The 21,420-nt window shown below is 66.7% G+C and carries 20 protein-coding genes; 10 read left to right on the forward strand and 10 right to left on the reverse strand.

Going from position 1 to position 21,420, the window contains the following annotated elements:
• Positions 1–48: 48 nt before the first annotated feature.
• Together T333_RS20405 and T333_RS20410 are read right to left on the reverse strand one after the other, a co-directional pair.
• Positions 49–645 (reverse strand): transposase, encoded by a 597-nt coding sequence (locus T333_RS20405; RefSeq protein WP_496425486.1) that lies wholly within the window; start codon positions 643–645, stop codon positions 49–51.
• Between the two features lie 331 nt (positions 646–976).
• Positions 977–1,708, reverse strand: coding sequence for an IclR family transcriptional regulator (locus T333_RS20410; protein WP_496425487.1), 732 nt, complete (start codon positions 1,706–1,708; stop codon positions 977–979).
• A gap of 201 nt (positions 1,709–1,909) precedes the next feature.
• On the opposite strand from T333_RS20410, the gene T333_RS20415 reads away from it, so the two are divergent.
• The 5 genes from T333_RS20415 (at position 1,910) to T333_RS20435 (ending at position 5,929) form a co-directional block, all read left to right on the forward strand.
• Positions 1,910–2,734 carry a 2-keto-4-pentenoate hydratase gene (locus tag T333_RS20415; protein WP_496425488.1) on the forward strand — a complete coding sequence of 275 codons (825 nt, stop codon included), beginning with the start codon at positions 1,910–1,912 and terminating at the stop codon, positions 2,732–2,734.
• 5 nt (positions 2,735–2,739) lie between these two features.
• Entirely contained in the window at positions 2,740–3,720 is a 981-nt protein-coding gene (locus T333_RS20420) for an acetaldehyde dehydrogenase (acetylating) (RefSeq protein ID WP_496425489.1), read from the forward strand.
• Positions 3,717–4,742, forward strand: coding sequence for a 4-hydroxy-2-oxovalerate aldolase (gene dmpG / locus T333_RS20425; protein ID WP_496425490.1), 1,026 nt, complete (start codon positions 3,717–3,719; stop codon positions 4,740–4,742). The genes T333_RS20420 and dmpG overlap by 4 nt, the downstream gene beginning before the upstream one ends.
• 395 nt (positions 4,743–5,137) lie before the next feature.
• Positions 5,138–5,545 (forward strand): transposase, encoded by a 408-nt coding sequence (locus T333_RS20430; RefSeq protein ID WP_496425491.1) that lies wholly within the window; start codon positions 5,138–5,140, stop codon positions 5,543–5,545.
• Between the two features lie 36 nt (positions 5,546–5,581).
• Positions 5,582–5,929: an IS3 family transposase gene (locus T333_RS20435; protein ID WP_496425769.1), complete on the forward strand. Its 348-nt coding sequence runs from the start codon at positions 5,582–5,584 to the stop codon at positions 5,927–5,929.
• Between the two features lie 93 nt (positions 5,930–6,022).
• Here T333_RS20435 and T333_RS20440 read toward each other — a convergent pair whose 3' ends face one another.
• On the reverse strand, positions 6,023–7,009 hold the full coding sequence (locus T333_RS20440; protein WP_496425492.1) for a helix-turn-helix transcriptional regulator: 987 nt from the start codon (positions 7,007–7,009) through the stop codon (positions 6,023–6,025).
• Positions 7,010–7,120: 111 nt separating this feature from the next.
• Between T333_RS20440 and T333_RS20445 the strand changes: the two genes are divergently transcribed.
• Positions 7,121–7,588 (forward strand): VOC family protein, encoded by a 468-nt coding sequence (locus T333_RS20445; protein WP_496425493.1) that lies wholly within the window; start codon positions 7,121–7,123, stop codon positions 7,586–7,588.
• 77 nt (positions 7,589–7,665) lie between these two features.
• Complete coding sequence (locus tag T333_RS20450; protein WP_357256320.1) at positions 7,666–8,706, forward strand: aldo/keto reductase; 1,041 nt, start codon at positions 7,666–7,668, stop codon at positions 8,704–8,706.
• Between the two features lie 125 nt (positions 8,707–8,831).
• Here the strand turns inward: T333_RS20450 and eutC are convergent, their stop codons facing one another.
• From eutC to T333_RS20480, 6 genes are all read right to left on the reverse strand, one after another.
• Positions 8,832–9,623 carry an ethanolamine ammonia-lyase subunit EutC gene (gene eutC, locus T333_RS20455; protein WP_357256321.1) on the reverse strand — a complete coding sequence of 264 codons (792 nt, stop codon included), beginning with the start codon at positions 9,621–9,623 and terminating at the stop codon, positions 8,832–8,834.
• A complete protein-coding gene (locus T333_RS20460) occupies positions 9,620–11,032 on the reverse strand; it encodes an ethanolamine ammonia-lyase subunit EutB (RefSeq protein ID WP_496425494.1) in 1,413 nt (470 codons plus the stop codon). The genes eutC and T333_RS20460 overlap by 4 nt, the downstream gene beginning before the upstream one ends.
• A complete protein-coding gene (gene eat / locus T333_RS20465; RefSeq protein ID WP_355003071.1) occupies positions 11,029–12,462 on the reverse strand; it encodes an ethanolamine permease in 1,434 nt (477 codons plus the stop codon). Before eat ends, T333_RS20460 begins: the two co-directional genes overlap by 4 nt.
• A gap of 25 nt (positions 12,463–12,487) precedes the next feature.
• Positions 12,488–12,991, reverse strand: coding sequence for a DUF779 domain-containing protein (locus tag T333_RS20470; RefSeq protein WP_496425495.1), 504 nt, complete (start codon positions 12,989–12,991; stop codon positions 12,488–12,490).
• 53 nt (positions 12,992–13,044) lie between these two features.
• Entirely contained in the window at positions 13,045–14,568 is a 1,524-nt protein-coding gene (adh, locus tag T333_RS20475) for an aldehyde dehydrogenase (protein ID WP_496425496.1), read from the reverse strand.
• A gap of 91 nt (positions 14,569–14,659) precedes the next feature.
• Positions 14,660–15,967 carry a sigma-54-dependent transcriptional regulator family protein gene (locus T333_RS20480; RefSeq protein WP_496425497.1) on the reverse strand — a complete coding sequence of 436 codons (1,308 nt, stop codon included), beginning with the start codon at positions 15,965–15,967 and terminating at the stop codon, positions 14,660–14,662.
• Positions 15,968–16,223: 256 nt separating this feature from the next.
• Between T333_RS20480 and T333_RS20485 the strand changes: the two genes are divergently transcribed.
• Positions 16,224–16,988, forward strand: coding sequence for an alpha/beta fold hydrolase (locus tag T333_RS20485; protein WP_496425498.1), 765 nt, complete (start codon positions 16,224–16,226; stop codon positions 16,986–16,988).
• 277 nt (positions 16,989–17,265) lie between these two features.
• Here T333_RS20485 and T333_RS20490 read toward each other — a convergent pair whose 3' ends face one another.
• Complete coding sequence (locus tag T333_RS20490; protein WP_496425499.1) at positions 17,266–17,889, reverse strand: TetR/AcrR family transcriptional regulator; 624 nt, start codon at positions 17,887–17,889, stop codon at positions 17,266–17,268.
• Between the two features lie 106 nt (positions 17,890–17,995).
• On the opposite strand from T333_RS20490, the gene T333_RS20495 reads away from it, so the two are divergent.
• A complete protein-coding gene (locus T333_RS20495; protein WP_496425500.1) occupies positions 17,996–19,744 on the forward strand; it encodes an amidohydrolase in 1,749 nt (582 codons plus the stop codon).
• Positions 19,741–21,057 carry a M20 family metallopeptidase gene (locus T333_RS20500; protein WP_496425501.1) on the forward strand — a complete coding sequence of 439 codons (1,317 nt, stop codon included), beginning with the start codon at positions 19,741–19,743 and terminating at the stop codon, positions 21,055–21,057. The genes T333_RS20495 and T333_RS20500 overlap by 4 nt, the downstream gene beginning before the upstream one ends.
• Positions 21,058–21,420 lie beyond the last annotated feature (363 nt).

The raw sequence follows: 21,420 nt of genomic DNA on the forward strand, positions 1-21,420 counted from the left end.
CGGCGGGCCTTTCCAGCAAACAAGTCTTGAACAACAGTTAAGAGCATCTCATGACTGATGGTCAAGAGGTGGTGTCGACCCGTCGAACGCCGACGGTCCGACGCACCCGATCACTTGGCGGGGCTGTCGGTCAGTTCCAGCCCGCCCCGCCACCGCTACCGCGCAGTGACGTCGCTGGAGGTCCGATCCGGGCGCTGGGTGAACGCGGCGCGATACGCACTCGGTGTCAGTCCGGTCCGTCGCGAAAGATGTTGGGCAGCGAGTCCATCGTCGCGAGTCTGCTGAGGCGAGCGACCTGGTCCATCGGCAAGTCGGTCGTTTCCAGCAGCTCCTGGGCCGTTTCTCGGCCACTAGCGCCGCAAACCGGGGATCGCGCGACAGTTTCGTCGGTTTCGGTCGCACTGCCCGCGCCCACGCCGCTCGATCCGCCGGCAAGGCCCGGTAGACGAAGCGACCGCCGCGTTTGGCGACCTCGCGGGAGATCGTCGAGGGCGCTCGTCCCAGGCTGCGGGCGATACTGCGCAGCGAATCCCCGGCCGCCAATCCACGTGAGATCTCTTCGCGTTCAGCCAGACTCAGATGCCGGCCGTTGCGGCGGCGCGGGACGGGCCGGACGCCTCCGCACCGTTTGAGGAGTTCGCGCACTGTTGGGGGGATGTCGGCGCATCTCCCGGGCTAGGACTTTGATCGCCTGCCCGGATCGCCACCGCCGCCACACCTCCTCGACCTGAGCTTCGGTCAGCGGGGTTCTCTTCTCCGACAGCGGTCTGCTCGAGGCCATCGCGCATCACATCCCTTGTTCACCAGGACAATCCCAGTGTTGCGTCAAACATTGGATTTCCGGACGAGTACGCCTGGCGCGAACGACTTCCTGGCCTGGCTCACGAGGACGCTTTCGGCTGGTGTCAGTAGGCTCTCGAGAGCCTGCTGAATCCTTGACTAGGTGAACATCGCGACCGGCCGGTTCTGGTTCCACCTAGAAGGGATGCGCTGTCAACATTCTGGACCGCCGGGTCAGCGTGAGTCCTATGCCGTCGGCCGCTGCTCGGACCGAGGCTGCATGGGTGTGGGGGTCAAATCGGTGTGATGGGCCGGCGACGCTGATCGCGGCGACCACCTCGTCCGTGTCGTGAACGGGGGCGGCTACGCATACGAGGCCGGGAGCCGATTCCTCGTATTCGTATCCAACGCCTTCGGCGGCGATGCGATCCAGTTGCTTGCGCAACGGGCCCGGCAGGATCGTTGTGCGCGGAGTGTAGCGACTGAGCGGGCCTGCCAATACCTGGTCGCGCAGCGCCGGGTCGGCGTGCGCGAGCAACACCTTGCCGATGGCGGTGCAGTGCACTGGCATACGCCCGCCGATGCGCGAGGGAGCGCTCGCTTGGCGTCGTCCGCCGATCTTCGTCAGGTAGACCACGTCCGTGCCATCGAGGACGCCCAGATGCACGGTTTCGTGGATGCGCGCGTTCAGCTCCTCCAGGAAGGGGATGGCCACCTCGAGCAGACTTCGCTCGACCGACGCGCGCATGCCCAGTTCGAACAGGTATCCGCCGAGCCGGTAGCCGGCCTGCGTTCGGTCCAGCAACCGCACCACCACCATGTCGGCGAGGATACGGTGCATCGTTCCCTTCGGAATGCCGGTCCGTCGCACGATCTCCGCCAGCGTCAGCGCGGTGTCGTCGATCGAGAACGACTCGAGCACCGCCATGATCTTGCCTAGGACGGTCGCACCGTCCACTGCGCGACCCGGCACCGCTGATGACACCGTCGACCTCCAACCATTCGGGCTTCCTGCCAACTCTATCGCTCGGCGTTCGACTCAGTGGAACGCGATGCTGGCCGACCGGATATCCCGGCGGCGACAGTGGGTGCCACTGCCAGTCCCATTCGAACGAATCCGAGAGCCCAGATGCCAACACCTTCCCGTCTTGACCGACCCGCCGTGGCCGCGGATTCCGCCACGATCGCCGCGGCGAACCTGCTGAACGCCGCTGCGCGCTCCGGCACCCCGTGCGCTCCGGTGCGGGATCTCATCGGGGCCGACGATGTGGCCGCCGCCTACGCGGTGCAGGAGCGGTTGACCGCCGAGCGCCTCGCGGCGGGCGCCACGATCGTAGGACGCAAGATCGGCTTGACGTCCCCGGCGGTACAGCGGCAGCTCGGTGTCGACCAGCCGGATTTCGGTGTGTTGTTCGATGACATGCGTTGTGAGCAGGACATTCCCGTGCCGCTGAGCAGGCTGCTGCAACCGAAGGTGGAAGCCGAGATCGCTTTCGTCCTGGCCGAGGACCTGATCGACGGACCACTCGATGAGGAGCAGGTGCGCGGCGCGGTCGACTACGCCGTGGCCGCGCTCGAGGTCGTCGACAGCCGCATCGCGGGCTGGGATATCGCCTTCGGTGACACCGTCGCCGACAATGCCTCCAGCGGCTTGTTCGTGCTCGGTACTCAGCGCCGCACACTCGATGAGTTCGAGATTGTTTCGGCGCGGATGTGGATGTCGATCGACGGCAAGTGCGTATCCACGGGGACCGGCGCCGCCTGCCTCGGTGATCCATTGCTGGCGCTGGCGTGGCTGGCACGTACCACTCGCGATTTCGGTCAGCCCCTGCGTGCGGGCCAGATAGTTCTGTCTGGAGCGCTCGGGCCGATGGCCGCGATCGAGGCGCCCGGAACCGTCACCGCGGATATCACCGATCTCGGCTCGGTGACCGTGTCCTTCGTCCAGGAGTGAAATCAATGAACGACAGCCCCGCCAAGATCGCAGTCGCGGTGATCGGGTCAGGCAATATCGGCACCGACCTGATGATCAAGGTGATCCGGCACTCGAACGTCCTGAAGATGGGCGCGATGGTCGGCATCGATCCCGACTCCGACGGTCTCGCCCGCGCGCGACGACTCGGTGTCCCGACCACGGCCGACGGTGTCGAGGGCCTGCTGAAGCTGCCGAACTTCGACGAGATCGACGTGGTGTTCGACGCGACCTCCGCCAAGGCCCACGCCGCTCACGCCGCGGTGCTCGAACCGCTGGGTAACTACCTGATCGACCTGACACCTGCCGCGCTGGGCCCGTTCGTGGTGCCGGCGGTGAACCTGGACGAACATCGCGACTCCCGCAACGTCAACATGGTCACTTGCGGCGGGCAGGCCACCATCCCGATCGTCGCGGCGATCTCCCGGGTCGCCCCGGTCGCCTACGCCGAGATCGTCGCTTCCATTGCGTCGAAATCCGCCGGGCCCGGTACCCGCGCGAACATCGATGAATTCACCGAGACCACCGCGCACGCGATCGAAACGGTCGGTGGCGCCCAACGGGGCAAGGCCATCATCATCCTCAATCCCGCGGACCCGCCGCTGATCATGCGCGATACCGTGCTATGCCTGATCGCAGCGCCCGATACCGGCACGCACCAGGCGATTCGCGAATCGGTGGAACAGATGGTCGCGCAGGTGGCCACCTACGTGCCCGGCTACCGCCTCAAGCAACGAGTTCAGATCAGCGCCGTCCCGCAGGATCAACCGGTGCGTACCCTGCTCGGCCCGGACACCGCGGCCGCGCCCACCCATCAGGTGACGGTCTTCCTCGAAATCGAAGGAGCCGCCCACTATCTCCCGGCCTACGCGGGCAACCTCGACATCATGACCTCAGCGGCGGTGCGCTACGCCGAATCCATCGCCGACACGATCACCGCACCGGCAGGACAGGAAGCGCTCCGATGACGAACCAGCTGTTCATCCAAGACGTCACACTCCGCGACGGCATGCACGCGGTGCGCCATCGCATCACGCCCGACGACGTCGGCAGGATCGTGGCCGCGCTCGACGCGGCGGGTGTCGACGGCATCGAAGTCGCCCACGGCGACGGTCTTGCCGGAGGCAGCTTGAACTACGGCCCAGGGAGCAACACCGACTGGGAATGGATCGAGGCCGCCGCCGACAATCTCACGAACGCCCGGCTGACCACGCTGCTGCTGCCCGGCATCGGCACCATCGCAGAACTGAAACACGCCTACCGGCTGGGCGTCCGGTCGGTGCGTGTGGCCACTCACTGCACTGAAGCCGATGTCTCGTCCCAGCACATCGCCACCGCACGGGAACTCGGCATGGACGTCTCCGGATTCCTGATGATGTCGCACATGGCCGAACCGATTCACCTCGCCGAACAAGCGAAACTGATGGAATCGTATGGGGCACAGTGCGTTTACGTCACCGATTCCGGTGGCCGGCTGACCATGAACGGTGTCCGCGACCGGGTCCGCGCCTACCGCGATGCGCTCGACCCGGGCACCGAGATCGGCATCCACGCGCACGAGAACCTTTCGCTGTCGGTGGCCAATTCCGTGGCGGCGGTCGAAGAAGGAGTCACCCGAGTCGACGCCTCGCTCGCCGGACACGGCGCGGGTGCGGGCAACTGCCCGATCGAACCTTTCATCGCCGTGGCCGACCTATCCGACTGGCACCACAACTGCGATCTGTTCGCCCTGCAAGACGCCGCCGACGACCTGGTGCGGCCGCTGCAGGATCGCCCGGTGCGCGTGGACCGCGAAACCCTCACGCTCGGTTACGCCGGGGTCTACTCGTCCTTTCTGCGCCATGCCGAAACGGCTTCGCGGCGCTACGGCATCGACGTGCGCACGATCCTGCTCGAGGTGGGACGCCGCGGGCTGGTCGGCGGGCAAGAAGATCTCATCATCGACATCACCCTTGACCTGCTCAGGGACTCCACTGGCGTGACATCGTAGTCTTCCTTGCCAGGGTTTCGATGGCTCGCTGGGCAAGGCTGTCTGGTGAGCGCTGGTCGGGTGGATTCACGGTGACTGCGGTGTTGGGGCGCGGGTGGTGGCATCGGTAGTCGGCCGTGGTTGCCGGGGTGGTCGCAGGGGGTGTCCGTGGGACTCCGAGCTGACCCGCGAAGTGCAGCCGTAGACCGCCCCGGCTCTGGCCGACGTGAGGTGCCGTCGGCCGCAGCCCATCGGGTCGCCGTGGTCGAAGTGATGCCGACCCGGACGAGCTTGCGGCTGCGCAGCTCGTGTCCCTTGGAGGTCGGGCATCGACCAGATTCCAGATCCCACTGCCAGCCGTGCAAATTGCAGGTAGGCGTAGCGCCCTGTCGCCTGCCAGGCTGAAGGGGCCACCGGTGCGGGTGCACGCGGTGCTGCGCCGGCGAGGCATCACGATGGGCCGCAAGCGCGTGGAGCGGCTGATGCGACGGGCCGGGTTGCAGGGCGCGTTCCTGCGCCGCAAGTGTCGAGCGGGACTTCACCGCGGACGCACCCAACAGACTGTGGGTTGTCGATGCCACCCGGATCCCTTGCGGCAGGGTGCCTTCTGGCTGGCGGCGGTGCGCGACGCGTTCTCCAATCGGATCGTCGGGTGGAAGACCTCCGACCGCGGCGACACCGATCTGGTGCTCGGCGCCCTCGAATACGCGATCTGGAGCCGCGATGTCCGCGACGGGCAGCTGATTCACCACAGCGACAGGGGCTCGACCTACACTGCCTTCCGGTTCTCTAATCGGTTGGCCGACAACGTAATCGCCCGATAGATGGGGACGGTCGGTGACAGCTATGACAACGCGGGGATGGAGAACTTCTTCTCCACCCTGAAGACTGAACTGGTCTACCGGCGGACCTGGCGCACCCGCGACGAGGCCGAGAACGCCCTGTTCGCCTATATCGATGCCTGGTACCAACTCCCAGCGCACCCAGAAGAGGCTGGGTTGGCGATCGCCGGAAGAGTTCGAAGCCGGTTACCATCAACCGGTTCCAGCCGCAACCAGATAATTCGCTCTCCGGGTAGGCGGGGGAACCTCAGCGTTCATCGTCGCGGCCTCTACCCGGGACGATCAATCGTTGGCAACGATCGCCTCGACCATCGGCAGTCTCGTCGCCGACAGCGACTCCGACTGACTGCTCCCGGCAGGCGCTGACGAGAGGACGATGGCGGTGCCGCTGCCAGTCCTGGCGGTGCACGGCGGAATGGTTCGGTTGCCGAATGCACTAGGTTGCGTCCTCAAAGCAGGTTATGCGCTCACCTGCGCGGCCCGGTTTGCGCGACCGGCTAGATCGGCGAAGGCGTCGCGTAGCGATTGCGGTGCCACCACCTCGATCTCGGTATCGAAGCGCGCCAGCGTCGCAGCGAGCGCCGCCCATGACCACGAACCGATCAGCAGTCTGGTTCGAGCTTGGTCGAGCGCCTCGACGACTGCATTGCCGGCGAACCGAACAACTTGCGGGGCAGGTAGATGGAGGATCACCTCGCCGTTGCACGGCCAGACGTCGGCACCAACAGAGCCTTTGAAGCGGGCGGAGAGGAAGGCCGAGACATCGCCGCCTGGGAGTTGCCGGGGTGAGAAGCGTGGGCCGTTGGGGATGCGGAGGGTCATTCTGTCCGCGCGGTAGGTCCGCCAGTCGGCGCGCTCGGGGTCCCAGCCGATCAGGTACCAGCGCCCGTTCCGGACTATGAGGTGGTGGGGCTGTATCCGGCGGGGCGGGCGCGGATCGACCGCGTCGGAGGGGGTCGCCCCCTGGTAGTCGAACCGCACTTCCTCCGCGGAACGAATCGCGATACTCAGATCCACCAGGATCTGAGTATCGACTTGGACGTCGGCCCCGGCCGCGGCGATCTCGAGCGCATCGACTCGCCGCCGTAATCGGGAAGGCAGGACCTGTCGCACGGTCGCGAGGGCTCGCGCGGCGTTCTCTTCGATTCCCGCCCCGGTCCCCACCGCGATCCGCAATGCCACGGCGAGCGCGACGGCCTGCTCGTCGTCGAACAACAGCGGCGGGAGCTCATTGCCCGCCTCCAGCCGGTAGCCGCCCTCAGGGCCCTTGATCGTCTGAATGGGATAGCCGAGTTCGCGCAGGCGATCGACGTCGCGGCGCACTGTGCGTCCACTGACGTCGAGCCGCTCGGCGAGCAGACCCCCTGGCCAGTCCCTGCGGACCTGCAGCAAAGACAGCAGCGAGAGCAGGCGGCGAGAGGTCGCCGTCGAGGTCGATATCGGCATGCTTTCCAGGTTGCCACGAGTAGAGGACAATCCCTGTCCGCTACCGGTGACAGTGTGGGAATTCGTCGCCCGCCGGCGGCGAAAAACTCACTCGAAGGGACACCAATCACCATGACGCTCAACGCTGTTGCCCACCTGAACTTCCGCGGTCAGGCCCGCGCGGCCCTGGAGTTCTACCAGTCGGTGTTCGGGGGCCAGCTCACCCTCGCCACCTACGGAGACTTCGGGATGCCGACCGAACTACCCGACGCCACCAAGGTGGTGTTCGGCCAGGTCGTCGCCGACAACGGGTTCCGAGTCATGGCCTACGACGTGCCCGGCCAGGACACGCCTGCGACCCCAACTGCGCCCACCACCCGCCGCGAAAACGGCACCACCATCACCGAGGAACGGTTCTTCCTCTCGGTGCGCGGCGAAACCCTCGAGGAGGTCGGCGCACTGTGGGAACGCCTCGCCGAAGGCGCGACGATCATCGAGGCATTCGGTCCAGCTCGATGGGCGCCCGCTTTCGGGATGCTCAGTGATCGCTTCGGCGTCACCTGGATCCTCGACGTCGCAGCCGAATACGTCCCGGCCTAACGCTCTCTTCGGGGTGCGACCAGACCCGGTCGCACCCCGAAGGTCCAGGTCGCGAACAACCACACAGGAGACACCGCATGCGCACTCGCCCCCTCGGCCGCACCGGAATTCAGGTGAGCCCCTATGCGTTGGGCACGATGAAGTTCGGGCGATTCGGCAACCCCGACCATGACGAGTGCGCACGCATCGTCCATCGGGCCCTCGACAGCGGCATCAACGTCATCGATACTGCCGACGTCTACGGTGGTGGTGACGGCGAGACCGAACAGATCGTCGGGAAGGCACTGCGCGGCCGTCGTGACGACGTCGTACTCGCCACCAAGTTCAACGGTGCGATGGGCCCCGGACCCAACCATCGGGGCAACTCCCGCCGGTGGATCGTCTCGGCCGTCGAAGCGTCGCTGCGTCGGCTCGGTGTCGACCACATCGACCTCTACCAAATGCACCATCCCGACTCCGGCACGGACATCGAGGAAACCCTGAGCGCGCTGACCGATCTGTTGCGCGCAGGCAAGGTTCGGGCCATCGGACACTCCAACCTCCCGGCCTCGGGCATCGTTGAAGGCCAATGGGTTTCGGAACGTCGTGGCCTGGCCAAGTTCCGTACCGAACAGCCGCACTACTCGATTCTCGATCGAAGTGCCGAGCGCGAGATCTTCCCGATCTGTCAGCGCTATGGGTTGGGGACCTTGGTCTGGAGTCCGCTGTCGATGGGACTGCTCACTGGTCGCTACCGCAAGAGTGGCGGAGAGCGGGCATCGGCGGCCCTCATGCGCTGGGTGCCACAACACATGAGCGACGAACGAAAGCTCGACGCTGTCGAAGCGCTCATTCCCCTCGCTGAACAGAGCGGACTGCCGCTGACTCACCTCGCACTCGCGTTCGTCATCGCCCACCCTGCGGTCACCACGGCGATCATCGGACCGCGCACTGTCGAGCAGTTGGACGACCTACTCGCGGGAACCGGCACGCCCCTGGCCGACGACCTGTTGGACCGCATAGATGAAATCGTGCCACCCGGCACCGACACCGGACCGATCGATGTGGCATATGTACCGCCAGACCTCCAGCAGCCGAGCCTGCGCCGACGTACTGCCGAAGACCGTGGCGCCGCGTGATCGTCAGCGCGGGTATTCGGTGGGATGCGCTGCGAGCAGCCGCGGCAGGTGGCGCACCGAAATCGTATGCCCGCAGCGATTTGTCGCGCGAAATCCGGCGGCGCGGATGCGGCGCTCGGAGCCCGCTATCCGGTTGGCCCCGGAATCGTCAGCGCCGCATGGGCGACCAGCTCGTCGGTGCGAGAGGTGTCCTTGAGGTCCACGCCGGATCTGCCCAGCCGCCGTGCGCCGGAGATCAAGCTGGACGCCACCTTCGCCGCTTGCTGGTAGCCGAGGCCTTCGGGCGGATGGATATTGGAGATGCAGTTGCGGTCGGCGTCGGTGCGCCCCGGTTTCGGTAGGTGGGTGAGGTAGATGCCGAGGCTGTCGGCCACCGAGAGTCCGGGGCGTTCGCCGATGAGGACGATCAGGGTCTGGACGCCCAGTGCGGCGGCGATGTGATCGCCCAGCGCTACCCGGGCTTGGGTGGCGATTACCGGTGGCGCAATGGAATACGTGTCGGCGAGTTCCGTCGCGAGGGCGGCCAGTAGGGGTGCGCCGTGGTCCATGAGGGCGCGGGGGGAGAGTCCGTCGCCGAGTACGAAGCCGAGATCGGCCCCGGTCCGGGGGACGGCGGTCAGGTCGGCGGGGAGCCGGCCGAGGTCGGGGCGGCGCAAATATTCGGGTCGGCTGGTGGCCCGGCTGCGAACGGTCACGGGGGTGCCGAGACCGACCGCTTCGACGCGAGTCGCCAAGGCCGACACGTCGAGTGGCAGGTGTACCGCGTCGCGGGCCGCGGCGTGGGCGGCGCGAAATTCGAGCACACTCGTGGTGGGCAGTGCGTCGCCTGCGCGGCCGAGGCCGATCCTGGATTGGGTACTCGAGCGCAGGCTGTTCCAGAAGTCCTCTGGCACTCGAGCTCTCCGGTCGATGCTCATAGAGCTCCCGTCAATTCGCGCAGCGGGGAGGAGGTGATCTCCACCGGCAGGATCCGGCCCGCCGCGTCGGCCATGCCAAGTCCTTGCAGCCATGTCTCGAATTCCGGTGCGGCGCGCAGGCCGAGGACGCGGCGGGCGTAGAGGGCGTCGTGGAAGCTGAGGCTCTGGTAGCCGAGCATGACGTCGTCGGCGCCGGGGACTGCGATGACGAACGCGGCTCCGGCCGCTCCGAGGAGGGTGAGCAGGGTGTCCATATCGTCTTGGTCGGCTTCGGCGTGGTTGGTGTAGCAGACGTCCACGCCCATGGGCAGGCCGAGTAGTTTGCCGCAGAAGTGGTCTTCGAGGCCCGCGCGGATGATCTGTTTGCCGTCGTAGAGGTATTCGGGGCCGATGAAGCCGACGACGGTGTTGACCAGTAGCGGGTCCAGGTCGCGGGCTACCGCGTAGGCGCGGGCTTCCAGGGTTTGCTGATCGACCAGTTTGCCGCCGGTGCCCAGGTGCGCGCCCGCCGAGAGCGCCGAGCCTTGACCGGTTTCCAGGTACATCACATTGGTGCCGACGGTGCCGCGCCCGAGTGATCGGCCCGCTTCGTTGCCCTCGCGTAGCAGTGAGATATTCACGCCGAACCCGGCATTGGCGCCCTCGGTGCCCGCGATGGATTGGAACACCAGGTCCACCGGAACGCCCGCCTCGATCAGTCCGATGGTGGTGGTGACGTGGGAGAGCACACAGGACTGGGTGGGGATATCGAAGCGCAGCCGGATCTCGTCCAGTAGGTGCAGCAGATCCGCGGTGGCCTGTGGTGAGTCGGTGGCCGGGTTGATGCCGATCACCGCGTCGCCGCAGCCGAGCAGCAGCCCGTCGAGGGTCGCCGCGGCGATACCGCGGGGGTCGTCGGTGGGGTGGTTGGGTTGCAGCCGGGTGCCCAAGCGTCCGGGCAGCCCGATCGTCGTGCGGAAGCCAGCGGTCACCACGGCGGCACGTGCGACCGCGATGAGATCCTGATTGCGCATGATCTTGCTGACCGCCGCCACCATTTCCGGTGTCAGCCCGGGCGACACCGCACGCAGCCGTGCGGCGGCATCGTCGCGCGCCGCCGTTTCCATCAGCCAGTCCCGCAGCCCACCGACGGTGAGATGCGAGATGGCTTGGAAGGCTACGCGATCGTGCGAATCGATGATCAGACGGGTGACCTCGTCGTCCTCGTAGGGCACCAGCAGTTCCCGGAGGAACCATTCGAGCGGTACTTCGGCGAGCGCCCACTGCGCGGCCGCCCGCTCGGCGTCGGAGGCCGCCGCGCATCCGGCCAGTTCGTCGCCACCGCGCCGCGGCGTCGCCTTGGCCATCAGTTCGACGAGGCCGTCGAAGGTGTAGTTGGTGCCGCCGATCTGCTGGTGGTAGACGGTCATTCGAGTTCCTCTTCCGCCTTGGCCAGGGCGGCGAATTCCTCGTCGGGCGAGTTGGCGACCAGATGATGGCGGCTGTAGAGGCCGAAGTACGCCATGAACCCGGCGAAGGCGACCAGGGTCCAGGTCGCGGCCGTGCGGTCGACGAGGAAGGTGGCGATGACTGCGGCGCAGGCGATGACGAGGGCGAAGGCCGTGGTGAGGATTCCGCCCGGAGTGCGATAGGGCCTCGGCATCTGCGGCTCGCGGACGCGTAGCACGATGTGGCTGATCATCATGAGCACGTAGCTGAGGGCTGCGCCGAAGACCGCCATATTCAGGAGCATCGCGCCCTCGCCGGTCAGCGAGAGTGCGAATCCGATGACACCCGGCACGATCAGCGCGAGCATCGGCGCCTTGCGAGCGTTGGTGACCGACAGACTCGTCGGCAAGTATCCGGCCCGAGACAGGGCGAATGTCTGCCGCGAGTAGGCGTAGACGATCGAGAAGAAGCTCGCGACCAATCCGGCCAGACCGATGTAGTTGACGAGTTTGGCGGCGCTCGAATCACCGAGCGCTTCGACCAGCGGGTTGCCGGAGGTCGAAATCGCCTGGGCGCCGAGCGCACCGGTTCCCAGGAACAGCACCGCAGCGCCGGTGACGATCAGCACCAGCATGCTGATGATGATCCCCTTGGGCACGTTCTTCTCCGGTTCCCGCGCTTCTTCGGCGGCCAGCGGCACACCTTCCACCGCAAGGAAGAACCAGATCGCGAACGGCACCGCGGCCCAGATCCCGAAGTACCCGAACGGCAGGAACGACGAACTGCCCACGGCCGCAGGGTCGGCCGGGATATCGGTCAGCTTTCCGGCGTCGAACGAATCCCACGCCGAAACAGCGAAGACGACCAACCCGACCAACGCGATGACGGTGATGACGAACATCGCCTTGAGCGCTTCGCCGGCGCCGGTGAGATGAATGCCGATGAACAGCGCGTAGACGGCCAGATAGACCCACCAGCCGTCGGTGATGCCGAACAGATTCAGCGATTCGACGTATGCGCCGATGAACGTCGCGATGGCGGCGGGGGCAATGGCGTACTCGATGAGAACGGCCGCGCCGGTCGCGAATCCGCCCCAGGGGCCGAGTGCGCGCCGGGCGAAGGTATAGCCGCCACCCGCCGCGGGCAGCGCCGAGGACATCTCGGCCATGCCAAGCACCATCGCGAGGTACATTCCCGCGATCACTACGGTGGCGATGAGCAATCCGCCGAAACCACCCTGCGCCAAGCCGTTGTTCCACCCGGCGTAGTCACCGGAGATCACATAGCTGACGCCGAGACCGGCGAGGAGTAGCCACCCCGCGGACCCCGACTTCAGGGTTCGCTTCGCGAGGTACGCACTGTCCTCGTTGTGGAAGTCCTCGTGTGCGGACTTGTCGGTGGGGATCGCCATCGCGACCTCCTTCTAGCTGAATGAATCACATAGAGTTCTGAGATGTCCCGCGACCGGGGACAGGGCAGGCATCGGCCGCCTCGGCGACGACCTGCGGTTCGGTGGAAGCGGCGGGACGCTCGCCGCGCGCCCAGCCTTCGCCGGTCACGGCCTCGGTCGTGGCCAGCGCCGTGAGTTCGGCATCGTCGAAAACCCTTCCGCGACTGAGGAATCGACACCCCTCAGGCGATTCCAGACTGAAGCCGGAGCCGCGTCCGGGCACGACGTCGAGTACGAGCTGGGTGTGCTGCCACGCGGCGAACTGCGGACCCGAGATCCACACCGGCGCGATATCTCCCGGCTCGGGAGCGGATGCGGGTTGCTCGCCGACCCGCAACCGCAGGTCGAGCAGTCCGAGCAGCACGTCGTGATCACCGATCACGAATTCGCTCGCGGGGTAACACATCGGGGCCGAACCGTCACAACAGCCGCCGGACTGGTGCAGCATCAGCGGCCCGTGCAGACCACGGAGGCGACGGAGCAGATCCATCGCCGCCGTGGTAGCACGCACTCGCCGGGGGAGCGCCGGGGTGGCGTCGACCATCAGAAGAAGCCTTGCGCCTTCGACGCGTAGCCGACCAGCAGGTTCTTCGTCTGCTGGTAGTGGTCGAGCATCATGTGGTGGTTCTCGCGGCCGATCCCGGACTGCTTGTAGCCGCCGAACGCGGCGTGCGCGGGGTACTGGTGGTAGGTGTTGGTCCACACCCGCCCGGCCTGAATGTCACGGCCGGCCCGGTAGGCCACCGCGCCGTCGCGCGACCACACGCCCGCGCCGAGTCCGTAGAGAGTGTCGTTGGCGATCTCGAGGGCGTCGTCGTAGTCCGCGAACGAGGTCACCGAGACGACGGGTCCGAAGATCTCCTCCTGGAAGATCCGCATGGCGTTGTTCCCCGCGAAGACCGTCGGCTGCACGTAGTAGCCGCCGGACAGGTCGCCGCCGAGGTCGGCACGCTCACCACCGGTGAGCAGCGTGGCGCCCTCACCTTTGCCGATCTCGATGTAGGACAGGATCTTCTCGAGCTGGTCGTTGCTGGCCTGCGCGCCGATCATGGTCTCGGTATCGAGCGGGTCGCCCTGCCGCACGGCTTTGGTGCGCACCACGGCCGCGGCCAGGAAGTCGTCGTAGATATCGGCCTGGATGAGCGCGCGCGACGGGCAGGTGCAGACCTCGCCCTGATTGAGCGCGAACATGGTGAAGCCTTCGAGCGCCTTGTCCTGGTAGTCGTCATTCGCGGCGAGTACATCGGAGAAGAAGATGTTGGGGCTCTTGCCGCCGAGTTCCAGGGTGACCGGAATCAGGTTCTGGGAGGCGTACTGCATGATCAGGCGGCCGGTGGTGGTCTCGCCGGTGAACGCGATCTTCCTGATCCGCGGGCTCGACGCGAGCGGCTTGCCCGCCTCGACGCCGAAGCCGTTGACGATATTGACCACACCGGGCGGCAGCAGATCGCCGATGAGGCTGATCAGGAACAGGATCGAAGCGGGGGTCTGTTCGGCGGGCTTGAGAACGACGGCATTGCCGGCGGCAAGGGCGGGCGCGAGCTTCCAGGTGGCCATCAGAATCGGGAAGTTCCACGGAATGATCTGGCCGACCACGCCGAGCGGCTCATGGAAGTGGTAGGCGACGGTATCGGCATCGATCTCCGACAGCGAGCCCTCCTGGGCGCGGATGGCGCCGGCGAAGTAGCGGAAGTGGTCGATCGCGAGCGGGATGTCGGCGGCCAGTGTCTCGCGGATCGGCTTGCCGTTGTCCCAGGTCTCCGCGAGGGCGATCGCGTCGAGGTGCTCCTCCATGCGGTCCGCGATCTTGTTGAGGATGACGGCTCGCTCGGCGACCGAGGTCTTGCCCCAGGCCGGCGCGGCGGCGTGGGCGGCGTCGAGGGCGAGTTCGATGTCCTCCGCGGTGCCGCGTGCGACCTCGCAGAACGGCTGACCCGTGATCGGTGTGGGATTTTCGAAGTACTGGCCCTTGACGGGCGCCACCCATTCGCCGCCGATCCAGTTGTCGTATCGGGCCTGGAACGACATCGCTGCATCGGGTGTTCCGGGGCGGGCGAAGACGGTCATCGAATGCTCCTCGTTCTGCTGACATTTCTGCATCGGGTGTGATCCGGAACACTAGGAGCGTTCATGTTGCACGACAGTTGCAAGTAACTGGTCAGATGCCCAGTTTCCGATCGAGAAGGCTCAGCTGCGTTTCGACCTGGGCATACATCGAAGACTGCCGGTCGAGGGAGGCGAGGTACGCGGTCCATGCCGCGATGTCTTCGCGCCCGTCGACCGAACTGGTCCAGCGGGCGAGCAGCCGACGGTCGCCCGCCCTCAGCAGTGCGGCGCGCAGGCGGCCGCGCAACTCGGCGCGGAGTTCATCGATGCCGGGTGCGAGCGAACGCGGCAGGATCGGACCCGGATAGGCGCGCAACGCCGCCGCCGTATCGCCGCGGGCGAGCGCGCGGCGAACCTCGTCCACATCGGTGTCGAGGTCCATCAGCAGTCGGTACGGGCGGGAGCCAAGGCCGTTGGCGCCCAACATTTTTCGAACCCTGGACAGCTCTGCCCGTATCGTCACCGGATCCAGCTCGGATTCGTCGAGCAGCATGGCGAGGTGGTCGGCGCTCAGGCCCTCCGGGTGGTCGGCCAGCAGCAGCAGGATCTCGGCATGTCGCTGCGACAGCCGGATTCGCTCGCCGTCGCGGGTCAGGGTCGGTCGGTTCGAGCCGAGAACCTGTAGACGCGGGGTCGTGGGATCGAGTGGTCCGGGCGAGTTGAGCAGGTGTAGTCGCAGCTCGGACTCCGCGGCCAGCACCGTCGCCCGGATCAGTGACAACGCCTCCATCGCGGCGACTCGTGGACCGCCGGTGATGTCGATGGCGCCGATGATCCGGCCGCTGAGCGGATCGTGTACGGGGGCGGCGGAGCAGCTCCAGTCGTGCACCACGCGGCTGAAGTGTTCGGCTCCGAAGATCTGCACGTGGTGATCGAGGGCGAGTGCGGTGCCCGGCGCGTTGGTGCCGACCCGGTCCTCGCTCCAGTCCGCGCCCTCGACGAAGTTCATCGCCAGGGCCCGGTCCTTGGCCTTCGAATCGCCCTCGATCCAGAGCAAACGTCCCTGGGCATCGCTGATCGCGACGAGCAGTCCGGCCTCGGCGGCGTCTTCGACCAGCAATTTACGGACCACCGGACGGATCAGCGCCGTCGGATGTCCGGCCCGGTACCGCTGCAGTTCCAGACCGTCGAGATCCACCGCATCGCCGAAGCCGTCCGGGTTGACGCCGTTGCTGCGGCTGCGCCGCCAAGAATCGAGGACCACCGGGCGCACCGAGTCGCCGTCGGGGCGCAGCGTCGGCAGGCGGTCGACACCTTCGAGAAAGGAGTGGTGCGCGGACGATATCCTCCGCGCCAACTGTGTGACATCGTCATCCGGTCGAACGGCGACCCAGGGGTTGGCGTGCGCTGCTGTGCTCAATCGGGTTCCTTCGTGTTTGCTCGGCAACTACTGTAACGCCGGTCACATGTCGTCTCATGCAAGGGTGAGGAAGATCGGCTGTTGAGCCAGGCGTCGGCGATGTCGGGGCGGGACCGGCCCGCCGCGACCGCCACGGCGTAGGCGTGGACGAAATCGACTGCGTCACCGGACCCGACACCGGCCGCGTGGGCGGCTCCCCGCCGGGCCCAGATACGACGACCCATGGAATCCGCCGATACTCAGGCATCATCCAGCGATGGCGAATTACGTTCAGCTCGGTGCGATTCGGACCTGGTACGACGAGATCGGTGCCGGTGAGCCGGTGCTGCTGCTGCACGGCGGGTTCGTGGACTCACGCTCGTTCGATCCGGCCGTGGTAGGTCTGGCCGAGCACTTCCACGTGTACCGGATGGACCGGCGCGGCCATGGGCGAACGCCGGATGTCGAAGGCCCGATCTCCTACGAGCTGATGGCGCAGGACACCATTGCCTTCCTGGACACAGTCGTCGGCGGATCCGCGCACCTGGTCGGCTACAGCGACGGCGCCATCGTCGCACTGCTGGTGGCGATTCAGCGCCCCGATCTGGTGGGAAAACTGGTGTCGATCAGCGGAAATTTCCATCGCGACGGCCTGCTACCTGGCGTGCTCGACAGCTTCGCGGACGAAGAGCCGCTGCAGCGTCTCGCCGCCCGGTACGGCGAGGTCTCGCCGGACGGCGAAGCCCACTTCCGTGTCATCGCCGAGAAGCTGCAGCGCATGGCGCGCGCGGAGCCGAATCTGACGGTGGAGGACCTGTCGGTCATCGGGAGCCGCACCCTCGTCATCGTCGCGGACGACGATGCGATGAGCCTCGAACACACCATCGCGCTCTACCGCGCGATCCCGAACTCCGAGCTCGCTGTCGTGCCCGGTGCTTCGCACCTGTTGGTCGTGGAGAAGCCCGCAGAGGTTTACCGCTTGGTCGGCGCATTCCTCACCTCCGAGCCGCCGCGGACGTGGCAGCCGATCCGCCGAGCGTGATCCGAGCCGAACCATCTTGTCGAACGATTACAGTGCGTCAAGAGGAGTGCCGGGCCGCTTCCTTCATCCGGTCGCCGACCACTTCGATTTCCTCGCCCGCAATTCGAACCCGGCTTGCTCAGCAGATTCGAGATGGACGTGCCAGTTGGCGGCGGTGATGATCTCGCGGTCGCAACAGCGGTCTCGCAGATAGCTGAGCGCCTTCTTCTCTTGTCGGCTCCTCCGCTGGATCACCGACTTACAAACTCCTCCCGTCCCAGCATCCTGCTCGACGCGCTCACCGGCTGACCGGACTCGAATCCGGCTGTGACGGTTCGGGGAAGAACCGGGCGATGGCCGGGTGTAGGCGGGTGGTCTCGAAGTCGTCGACGGGCAGCGCGAGTTGCTCGAGGACCAGGCCGTTGACGAGGGTGAGCAGGTCCGCGGCGTCGGCTTCGGGGTTCGGTGATCCGGCGCCGCGGAGTTCGGCGGCGAAGGCCGCTCGTTGCGTGGCTCCCCATTCGTCGAGGCTGGCCCGCAGGTGGGGGCGGCGCGCGACTTCGAGGAAGAACTCGTAGCGAGCGATGCCGGACTCGCGGTCGCTGGCCAGAGTGCCGGTGACGTACTCGGTGAGACGCGTAATACGTTGCGGAACAGCAACATCCGGCAGCCGCTCGAAGAGTGTGCGCACCTCCTCGACTTGCCGGGCGGCCAATTGCCGCAACGCTTCGTCGAGCAACTGGTCGAGGGTGCCGAAGTAGTACCGGGCGATTCCGTGTGTCGTTCCCGCCTCCGCCGCCACGGCCCGGTGGGTCACGGCGCGTGCGCCTTCGCGGGCCAGTAGCCGGATCGCGGCCTCCAGCAGGGCCTCGCGGCGGGCGGCTCCCCGGGCCATCCGCGGCTCGCGCACGGGTGTCGTCATGGCGCTCATCGTACCGGCGTCCAGAAACTCAAAAACTTCTCCATTTGGAGAAAACCTGAGGTACGGTGTGCGCACAGGACACAACGGTCGTTAGTGGAGGACAACGATGACCAACACGATCATCACCGGCGGGCGGGTGCTGACGCTCGCCTCGGACACACCCGAAGCGGAGGCGCTGGTGCTATCCGGCGGACGCGTGCTGGCGGCGGGGGACCGGGACGACATGCTCGCGGCGGCCGGGCCGGATGCCAGGCATGTCGACGCCGAGGGCGGTGTGGTGCTGCCGGGCCTGATCGATACCCATCCGCACGTCATGCACTTCGGGATGCTGGCGGGCGAGCTCGTCGATTTGACCGATGCCGTCGATCACGCGGACATCGTGGCGCGGATCCGGGCACGGGCCGCGCATACGCCACCGGGGCAGTGGATCATGTGCACGCCGGTCGGCGAACCCCACTACTTCATTCGCCGCTCGGAGCGGGATCTGCTCGAGCGGCGGCTGCCGGATCGGTGGACTCTCGATGCGGCCACCGAGGCTCATCCGGTGCTGATCCAGGCGTGGGCGCCGCGCATGCCGAATGTGGTGGTGTTCAACACATCTGGTCTGCGTGCGGTCGGGCTGACCGCGTTCGTCCCCGACCGTGTCTGCGATGTCGAGATCGACAAGAACGAGGCCGGGGAGCTGACCGGGATTCTGCGTGGACCGGTGACGAATTACTACACCTACGACCCGTTCTGGGGACAGATTCTGACCAAGCTGCCGCGTCCGAGCATGGCGGACGCCGTCGCCGGTACGACGGCGGAGATGGCGCGGTACTCGGCGCAGGGTGTGACCAGCGTGTACGAGGGGCACGCCATGGAACCGGAACACATTGCGCTGTACCGGCATCTGCGCGCGACCGATGCGCTGACGCTGCGCGTGATGGCGACACTGGATGCCGAGTCGGTCATCTTCTACCCGTTCGACCCGCTTCCCTACGCCGAGTTCGCCGACCGGTTGCGTCGGCTCGCCGCGGAGGCATCGGATGACGGTGACGACCTGCTGCGGGTCGACGGGCTCACCTTGAGTCCGGGCGGACCGTGCTTCTCGGGATACTTCGCCACCTACGATTCGTACCTCGATCCTTTCGGCCGTCGCACGCGCGGCGTGCGGTTCCTGTCGCTGGAAAAGGAAGAGGAATTCGTAAGGTTCTGCGCGGCCAATGGAATTCGCGCGAACCTGTGCCTCGGCGCGTTCCGTGAGCACGACGACTTCCTGGACATCGCGGAACGCGTTGTGCGCGAACACGATTTCCGTGACAAGCGCTGGATTCTGCAACATGCCATGACGATCACCCCTCGACAGGCTCGCCGCTATGCGGATCTCGGCTTCCAGGTCACCACCAGCGCGGGATTCGCGTGGGGGAAGGGCGCGATGTACGGCGAGCGGATGGGCGAGCACGTCTGGCGGGACCTGGAACCGCTGCACCGGCTCACCGAGATCGGTCTCGACCTCGGCGGCGGGTCCGACTGGGGCCCGAAGAACCCGTGGGAGCAGATCGAACTCGCGCAGACCCACCGGTTCGCGGGCAGCGGTCACCGCAACGACGGACCCGACCAGAAACTCTCCCGACTCGAAGCATTGCGCATGTGGACCACGGGCGCGGCGAAGGTGCTCGGCCGACCCGAGATCGGTTCGCTCGCACCGGGAAACCACGCCGATGTGGTAATCGTGGACCGCGATCCGCTGACCTGTCCGATCGTGGACCTTCCCGACACCAAGGTGCTGCGCACATATCTGGGCGGCTCGATCGTCCACGACAGCGGCGAACTCGCCTCGCCGTCCGCCGCGGAGACCGAGGAGGTTCGGTCGTGAACGCCGAAGCGACGAGCCGGGTGCTCGACCGGATCGACGGCCTGCGTGACGAATTGGTAGCCGCGCTCGCCGACGCCATCGCCATCCGCAGCGTGAACCCCACCTATCCGGACCAGGACTACGACGACCTGGTCGGTGGCGAATCGGAGGTCGCTGGGCTGCTGGCCGGGCTGTACCGGGAGGCGGGCGCGGAGACCGAGCTGTTCGGCGAAGCGCCGGGTCGGGACAATGTCGTCGGGGTGCTGCGGGGCAGCGGTGGCGGACGGTCGCTGATCTTCAACGGTCATGTCGACGTCGTTCCCGCCGATGACCCCGCGCAGTGGTCACACCCGCCGTTCACCGCCTACGTCGACGGCACCCACGTGTGGGGCCGTGGCTCAGTGGACATGAAGGGCGGACTGATCGCACAAGCGTTCGCCGCCAAGGCCTTACGGCAGGCGGGGGTGCGGCTGCGCGGTGACCTCGTCCTGCAAGGCGTCGCGGGGGAAGAGAACCTCGAACATCACATGGGGACCTCCGCCGTCTTGGAGCGGGGCTTCACCGCCGAAGGGGCGATCATCGCCGAGCCCACCGGCGCGCTCTCCCCGTTGACCGTCATGCCCGCCACTCCCGGCGTGCTGATCATGCGCATCAGTGTGACCGGGCGTTCGGCGCACGCGGCCATGCGTGCGCGGATGCGTGCCGAGCCCGCCGACGACCCCGTCGCCGCCAGCGCGATCGATGCGGCACTGCGGATCCACGACGCGCTGCGCCGGTTGGAGGACGAATGGGTCGAGGGACGGGTCGATCCGCTGTTCGAAAAAGGCCAATTCACTATAGGTCTCGACGTGATCGACGGCGGGGCGCGCGGCAGCCGCAATGTCGCCTTCATTCCCGACGAGACCACCCTCGACTACGCGATCTTCTACCCGCCGGCGGCGCAGCTGTCGGAGATCCAGTCCGAGATCGTGCAGACCGTGGCCGGTGTCGCGAAGCGGGATCCGTGGCTGCGAGCCAATCCGCCGCGCATCGACTGGCCCATGCACTATCCGGGCGGGCGAACCGACCGGGACCATCCGTTCACCCGGATGGTGTGCCTCGCGCGGGAGCGGGCCACCCTCGACACCCCGTTCGCCGGTGCACCCGATGTACGGCCGTTCCCCTCGGCGACCGATCTCACCTGGTTCACCGCCGCGGGAATCCCGGCCGTCGGACTGGGTCCAGGTGCCCTCACCATGGCTCATTCCGTCGACGAGCGGTGCGCGATCGACGAATTAATATGTGCCGCACGCACATACGCGGTCGCCGCTATCGAATGGTGTGGCGCGGAATGACCGGCGGACCGGCCTGGACTGCCGCGGCCTGCTGGCCGCGGCTCGAGCAAGCGGCGGGTCTCGCACGGGAACCCTTGGTGCGGGGGAGAGCGACCAACAGTCGACACCGCAGCGACGGCAGTAAAGCCCGCTCGCCCGCTCGGGCCGGAATGCAGCGCATTTCCGGCATTGGGGTGAGTTCGAACTAGTGCCGCGTCCACAAAGGTCGGACATGCAATCCGACCGAAGGCCACCGTCGGTCGGCCCACCGCGATCAAGGTCACCCTCGGTCGGTTCACCGGGGCACGCGGGATCCGATCACGCGTCTCCGGCCCCGGGACGTGCGGTGATGGGCTTCGGCGGGCGTGCGTGAGTTTCGCACTC

This window comes from Nocardia sp. CNS-044 (assembly GCF_059570515.1).